The organism is Mycobacterium sp. 852014-52450_SCH5900713 (assembly GCF_001667075.1).
Classification (GTDB): Bacteria; Actinomycetota; Actinomycetes; order Mycobacteriales; family Mycobacteriaceae; genus Mycobacterium.
This window is the reverse complement of the sequence record NZ_LZIL01000076.1, coordinates 92177-98778: the sequence shown is the minus strand read 5'-3', so window position 1 is coordinate 98778 and position 6602 is coordinate 92177. Positions and strand designations below refer to the sequence as shown.

The 6602-nt window shown below is 67.8% G+C and carries 6 protein-coding genes; 2 read left to right on the top strand and 4 right to left on the bottom strand.

Going from position 1 to position 6602, the window contains the following annotated elements; genetic code table 11:
• Nucleotides 1-38: 38 nt before the first annotated feature.
• On the bottom strand, nt 39-719 hold the full coding sequence (locus A5773_RS23105; protein ID WP_197505462.1) for an MspA family porin: 681 nt from the start codon (nt 717-719) through the stop codon (nt 39-41).
• Nucleotides 720-1096: 377 nt separating this feature from the next.
• Between A5773_RS23105 and A5773_RS23100 the strand changes: the two genes are divergently transcribed.
• Together A5773_RS23100 and A5773_RS23095 are read left to right on the top strand one after the other, a co-directional pair.
• The gene (locus A5773_RS23100) at nt 1097-4084 is read left to right on the top strand and encodes an acyl-CoA synthetase (protein WP_067264759.1); all 2988 of its coding nucleotides are present in this window, start codon (nt 1097-1099) and stop codon (nt 4082-4084) included.
• The gene (locus tag A5773_RS23095) at nt 4077-4292 is read left to right on the top strand and encodes a Trm112 family protein (RefSeq protein ID WP_067792797.1); all 216 of its coding nucleotides are present in this window, start codon (nt 4077-4079) and stop codon (nt 4290-4292) included. The genes A5773_RS23100 and A5773_RS23095 overlap by 8 nt, the downstream gene beginning before the upstream one ends.
• On the opposite strand, the gene A5773_RS23090 is transcribed toward A5773_RS23095, so the two are convergent.
• The 3 genes from A5773_RS23090 to A5773_RS23080 all read right to left on the bottom strand — a co-directional run bounded on the left by A5773_RS23090 (nt 4258) and on the right by A5773_RS23080 (nt 6573).
• Entirely contained in the window at nt 4258-4881 is a 624-nt protein-coding gene (locus tag A5773_RS23090; RefSeq protein ID WP_067792794.1) for a TetR/AcrR family transcriptional regulator, read from the bottom strand. The two genes, A5773_RS23095 and A5773_RS23090, sit on opposite strands and share 35 nt — an antisense overlap.
• A gap of 184 nt (nt 4882-5065) precedes the next feature.
• Complete coding sequence (locus A5773_RS23085; RefSeq protein ID WP_197505460.1) at nt 5066-5884, bottom strand: ABC transporter permease; 819 nt, start codon at nt 5882-5884, stop codon at nt 5066-5068.
• The gene (locus A5773_RS23080) at nt 5818-6573 is read right to left on the bottom strand and encodes an ABC transporter ATP-binding protein (RefSeq protein WP_067264773.1); all 756 of its coding nucleotides are present in this window, start codon (nt 6571-6573) and stop codon (nt 5818-5820) included. The genes A5773_RS23085 and A5773_RS23080 overlap by 67 nt, the downstream gene beginning before the upstream one ends.
• Between the last annotated feature and the right edge of the window lie 29 nt (nt 6574-6602).

Here is a 6602-nt window from a genome sequence, read left to right as displayed (position 1 = left end):
ACCCCCCCAGACGACGAACCCCCACCCTTCTGATTGGTTCAGACGGATTTGGTGACGCCGACGTAGGACAGCACCACGTCGGATTCGTCGGTCACTTGGGTCAGCGTTGCGTAGGACCGGATGAACGACTGACCCACGCACCCATCGATTTTGACGTGGAATCCGGTGACGATGACCCGCGGATTCGGGCCCGTGAACTCTTTCTTGGCCACCGGTACTTCGACTACGACACCGGGCTTGAGGCCCACGGTGATCAAGCCGCCCATCGGGGTGGTGACCAACGGCACCGGTGTCGGCGTACCGGCAAACACGCCCGCCAAGCCCAAGCCCGGGGTGACGCCGGCGTTGCCCCCGAGGGTGACGCCGTTGGACGTGCTCATGTCGATTCCACAGCCGATCTCGTAACCCACCTCGAGGACGCCGCGAGGGTGTTCGAGCCCGTCCAGTGACGCGGCGAACGTTCCGCGGGCGAGGTATTCGCGAGACGAGATTGCGGTGGTCAACGGTGCTATGGGAACTTGCGACTCGTCCTTCGCCCCGAGAGTCAGGGTCCAGCCTTCGGGCGTCGTGTAGGTCACCGGTTCGGACGAGGGCACCCGCCCGTCGTCCGGCGTGACCGCGGCGGCGTTTTCAGCGTCGGGGTCGGCGGCCGTTGGAGGCGCCGTCACCGCTGACATGACGACGCACAACGCGACCATCGCAGCGCGACGAACGACCACGGCTATCGGCCACACATGCGACACCGTATGTACGGCCCGATTCCGCTCGCGAAATTTGCCGGTCGACTCGCCAAAGTCGTTGTGCGTTCGTAACCGTTATGGGATATGGCCGCGGAAGTTTGGGGTGGAATGCCGTTCTGGGACGACCGAGAGACGATTCGGACGGTGTTCTGCCGCCGTGGCCCGACGGGAAAAAGTTAACGACGCGCGTCGCCATCGCGCTGGACGCCCCGGACGGCGGCGGTGCCCGACCGGTGTCGAAGGTACCCCCGCGCAACCGCAACGGCTGGCCGCAGTCGGGTAAATCGCCTGGCCAGGACCACCGAGCCCGCGGGTGTGCCATGATGTCGGAGCTGTCAAGACATTAGGGAGCGGCCGTGGATCTCAACTTGTCGATTGTCACGCGACCGGTCGAGCGCCTGATAGCTACGGCGCAGAACGGGCTCGAGGTCTTGCGATTGGGGGGCTTGGAAACCGGCACCGTGCCGTCGCCGTCTCAGATCGTCGAGAGCGTGCCGATGTACAAGCTCCGACGTTATTTCCCGCCCGACAGCCGGCCAGACAAGCCGCGGGTCGGCCCTCCGGTGCTGATGGTGCACCCGATGATGATGTCGGCGGACATGTGGGACGTCACGCGCGAGGACGGCGCGGTCGGCATCCTGCACGCCAACGGGCTGGATCCCTGGGTCATCGACTTCGGCGAACCCGACAAGGTCGAAGGCGGCATGCGCCGCACCTTGGCCGACCACATCGTCGCGCTCAGCCAGGCGATCGACACCGTCAGGGACGTCACCGGCAGCGATATCCATCTGGTCGGGTATTCGCAGGGTGGCATGTGGTGCTACCAGGTCGCCGCGTACCGGCGTTCGAAAAGCCTGGCCAGCATCGTCACCTTCGGTTCGCCGGTGGACACCCTGGCCGCCCTGCCGATGGGCATCCCGGCGAACTTCGCCGCGCCCGCCGCCAACTTCATGGCCGACCACGTCTTCAGCCGGCTGGACATCCCCAGCTGGATGGCGCGCACCGGGTTTCAGATGCTCGACCCGCTCAAGACGGCCAAGGCACGGGTGGACTTCGTGCGCCAGTTGCACGACCGCGAGGCGCTACTGCCGCGCGAACAGCAGCGCCGGTTCCTCGAGCGCGAAGGCTGGATTGCCTGGTCCGGTCCGGCGATCTCCGAACTGCTCAAACAATTCATCGCCCACAACCGGATGATGACCGGCGGCTTCGCCGTCAACGGGCAGATGGTCACGCTCACCGACATCACCTGCCCGGTGCTGGCCTTCGTCGGCGAGGTCGACGACATCGGTCAGCCGGCGTCGGTGCGGGGCATCCGGCGGGCCGCCCCGGACGCCGAGGTCTACGAAAGCACCATCCGCACAGGGCATTTCGGCCTGGTCGTCGGGTCCAAGGCGGCGCAGCAGAGCTGGCCGACCGTCGCCGAATGGGTGCAATGGATCTCCACCGGCGGCGACAAGCCGGACGGCATCGACCTGATGGCCGACCAGCCCGAGGAGCACACGGACAGCGGCGTCGCCCTGAGCTCCCGGCTCGTGCACGGCATCGGGGAGGTCTCCGAGGCGGCGCTGGGCATGGTGCGCGGCGCCGCCAACACCGTGGTCGCGGCCAACAAGTCGATGCGCACCCTCGCCGTCGAAACGGCCCGCACGCTGCCGCGGCTGGTCCGGCTGGGACAGATCAACGACCACACCCGAATCTCTCTGGGCCGCATCATCGATGAGCAGGCGCACGACGCCCCGCAGGGTGAGTTCCTGCTGTTCGACGGGCGCGTGCATACCTACGAGGCCGTCAACCGGCGCATCACCAATGTCGTCCGCGGCCTGATCGAGGTCGGGGTGCGGCAGGGCGACCGGGTCGGCGTGCTGATGGAGACGCGACCCAGCGCGCTGGTCGCCATCGCCGCGCTGTCCCGGCTGGGCGCGGTCGCCGTCGTGATGCGACCGGATGCCGACCTGGCGGCGTCGGTCCGGCTCGGGGGAGTGACCGAGCTGCTGACCGACCCCACCAACCTGGAGGCGGTGCTGGCGTCGGATCGCCAAGGGCTGCGGCAGGTGCTGGTGCTCGGCGGCGGCGAGTCGCGGGACCTGCACCTGCCCGACGACAGCGACGTCATCGACATGGAACGGATCGACCCGGACGCCGTCGAGCTGCCCGGCTGGTACCGGCCCAACCCGGGGCTGGCGCGGGACCTGGCGTTCATCGCGTTCAGCACGGCCGGCGGCGAGCTGGTCGCCAAGCAGATCACCAACTACCGGTGGGCGGTGTCGGCTTTCGGGACCGCCTCGACGGCCGCGCTGGACCGCCGGGACACCGTGTACTGCCTGACCCCGCTGCACCACGAGTCGGCGCTGCTGGTCAGCCTGGGCGGCGCGGTGGTCGGCGGAACCCGCATCGCACTGTCCCGCGGCCTGGACCGCGACAGGTTCGTTCAAGAGGTGCGGCAGTACGGCGTCACGGTGGTGTCCTACACCTGGGCCATGCTCCGCGAGATCGTCGACGACCCCGCGTTCGTGCTGCACGGCAACCACCCGGTGCGGCTGTTCATCGGGTCCGGCATGCCGACGGGCCTGTGGGGCCGGGTCGTCGACGCGTTTGCGCCCGCCCATGTCGTCGAGTTCTTCGCGACCACCGACGGACAGGCGGTGCTGGCCAACGTGTCCGGCGCCAAGGTCGGCAGCAAGGGTCGCCCGCTGCCGGGCGCCGGGCGCATCGAGCTGGCAGCCTACGACGCCGAGCAGGACCTGATCCTGGAGAACGACCGTGGCTTCGTCCAGGTCGCCGAGCCGAAACAGGTCGGGGTGCTGCTCGCCGCCTCCAACGGCCCGATCGATCCCACGGCGTCGGTCAAACGGGGAGTCTTCGCCGCCGGGGACACCTGGATCTCGACCGAGTACCTGTTCTACCGCGACGACGATGGCGACTACTGGTTGGCGGGCAGGCGCGGCTCGGTGGTCCACACCGCGCGCGGCCTGGTGTATCCCGAGCGGGTCACCGACGCGCTGGGGTGCATCAACGGCGTCGACCTCGCGGTCACCTACAACGTGCCGGTGGGTGACCGGGAGGTGGCGGTCGCGGCGGTTACGCTGCTTCCGGGGGCCACGATCACCGCGGCCGACCTGACCGACGCCGTGGCCAAGATCCCCCTCGGCGTGGGTCCCGACATCGTCCAAGTGTGTCCGGAGATGATATTGAGCGCGACATATCGTCCGACGGTCAGCGCCCTGCGCGCGGCGGGAATTCCCAAGCCGGGGCGCCACGTGTGGTACTTCGACGCCGACGGCAACTTCTTCCGAAAGCTGACCCCGAGCGTGCGGGCCGAGCTGAGCGGGCGTTCCGATGGTTGACGATTCACTGCTGGAAATCCTGGTCTGCCCGGCTGACCGGGGACCGCTACTGCTCGTGGACGACGAGTTGCTGTACAACCCACGGTTGCGGCGCGCCTACCGCATCGAGGACGGCATCCCGGTGCTGCTCATCGACGAGGCCCGCGACGTCGACGACGACGAACACGCCCGACTCATGGCACAAGGCCGTCCGGCAGATCCCCGGTGAGGTAGCGCTGCAGGTTCGGCGCGATGGTGTGCGCGACCTGCTCGGCCGGTAACGACGCGAACGGCTCCAATCGCAGGATGTAGCGCGCCATCACGACGCCGACCAGTTGCGACGCGACGAATTGGACGCGGATCAATCCGCTGCCGGGCGGATTGTCAACGCGCGGACCCACTTCCACCCCGATCACGTCCTCGATGAACGTGCGGAACAGGTTGACCTCCGAGCCGGCCAGGATGGACCGCAGCGTGGCGATGAAGCCCGTGCCCAGGTCGGAATCCCACAGCGGCAACAACATCGACGGCAGCCGGTAGCCGACTTCCTCGATCGGCACGTCGCGCAGGGGGCCGATGATGTCCATCGGGTCGATCGGGATGTGGACGGCGGCGGCGAACAGCTTCTCCTTGGTGCCGAAGTAGTGATGCACCAGTGCCGAGTCCACACCCGCCGCGGCCGCCACCGCGCGGATCGACGTATTGCTAATGCCGTTGGTGGCGAACAACTCTCGAGCGCTGGCCAGGATGCGGTTGCGGGCGTCGGAGCCGCCGGCCGGCCGCCCGGGCCGCCGGCGCCCGGTGTTGGCGATCGCCACTAGGACCCCCCGTGGCGACCCGCTGCGGCCGGCTCAGCTGCGCCCGGCTTCGCCGCGCTTGCGATCGCCACTAGCGACCCTCCGTGGCGACCCGTTGCGCCCGGCTTCGCCGCGCTTGCGATCGCCACTAGCGACCCTCCGTGGCGACCCGCTGCGCCCGGCTTCGCCGCGCTTGCGATCGCCACTAGGCGGTCCGCCGACGCAGCGTCGCCGCGGCCAGGCACAGCGCGATGAGCGCGGAGCCGAACACGACGACGATGTCGCGCCCCGCGATGTATGTCAGCTGCGGGTGCGCACCCACCTGCTGCAGCGCCTCCAGGGCGTAGCTGGCCGGCATCACGTTGCTGACCCACTGCAGCCAGTGCGGCATGAGTGCACGCGGCACGATGATGCCGGCCAGTAACAGCTGCGGCACCATCACCAGCGGGATGAACTGCACGGCCTGAAACTCGGTGCGCGCGAACGCGCTACAAAGCAGACCCAACCCCACACCGAGCACAGCGTTGACGATCGCGATCACAAACACCCACGCCGGGCTGCCGGCGGTGTCGAAGCCGAGCAGCCAAAACGACACGATGCACGCCACTATGGCCTGTGCCGCAGCGGCCACCGAGAAGGCGCTGCCATAGGCGATCAGCAGGTCGAACCGGCGCAGGGGAGTGGTCAGGATGCGCTCCAGCGTCCCCGACGCCCGTTCCCGCTGCATCGTGATCGCCGTGATGATGAACATCACGAACAGCGGGAAAAGGCCGAGCAAAATCAGGCAGGCGTTGTTGAACGGCGCCGGCGTGCCCGGGCGATGCGGCGCGTTCTGAAACATGAAGTACATCAACGTGATAACCAAGACCGGCACGAACAGGATCATCGCGACGCTGCGGTGGTCGGCCGCCAGCTGGCGCAGAATCCTGGCCGTGGTGGCGGTGTATCCCTTGAGCCCTAACCGGCTTGGCGCATGGTGTTGCGCTTGATGATGGACAGAAATGCGTCCTCCAGTGACGTGCATCCGGTGTCCTCTCGTAGTCGGTCCGGGGTGGTATGCGCGAGCAGGTGACCGTCGCGCATCAGCATTAAGTCGCCGCAGTGGTCGGCTTCGTCCATGACGTGGCTGGATACCAGCAGCGTGGTGCCGGTGCGGGCGAGATCGGCGAACTGGTCCCAGAGATCCGCGCGCAGTACGGGATCCAGGCCCACCGTGGGCTCGTCGAGCACGAGCAGGTCAGGCTGGCAGACCAACGCGCACGCCAGCGATACTCGGGTGCGCTGACCGCCGGAAAGGTTGCCGCAGAAGGCGGTTCGGTGATCATCCAACCCGACCCGCTCGATCGCGGCATCGGCGGCCTGGCGGTCGAAACCGTACAGCGAGGCGAAGTAGCGAACGTTGTCGACGACCCGCAGGTCGTTGTAGATGGTCGGGTCCTGCGGCAGGTATCCGACCCGTCGGTGCAGCGAGGCCGACCCGGCCGGGTGGCCGAGCACGGTGACGGTTCCCGAGGTGACGATCTGGGTGCCGACGATGCACCGCATCAGCGTGGTCTTGCCGCAGCCGGACGGGCCGAGCAGGCCGGTGATGCTGCCGCGCCCGATCTGCACCGAGAGATCGTGCAGGGCGGGGCGCTTGCCACGTATCACCCGCAGGTGATCGATCCGGACGGCCTGTTCCGCGATTAATTCATCACGTGATGAAGTCATCATATGATGAATATCGTCCTCTACCGAGGCGC

Excerpts from the sequence above, each read along its gene's own strand:
- A5773_RS23095 (WP_067792797.1), top strand. The coding sequence starts at position 4,077 with ATGGTTGACGATTCACTGCTGGAAATCCTGGTCTGCCCGGCTGACCGG.
- A5773_RS23085 (WP_197505460.1), bottom strand. The coding sequence starts at position 5,884 with ATGCACGTCACTGGAGGACGCATTTCTGTCCATCATCAAGCGCAACAC.
- A5773_RS23080 (WP_067264773.1), bottom strand. The coding sequence starts at position 6,573 with ATGATGACTTCATCACGTGATGAATTAATCGCGGAACAGGCCGTCCGG.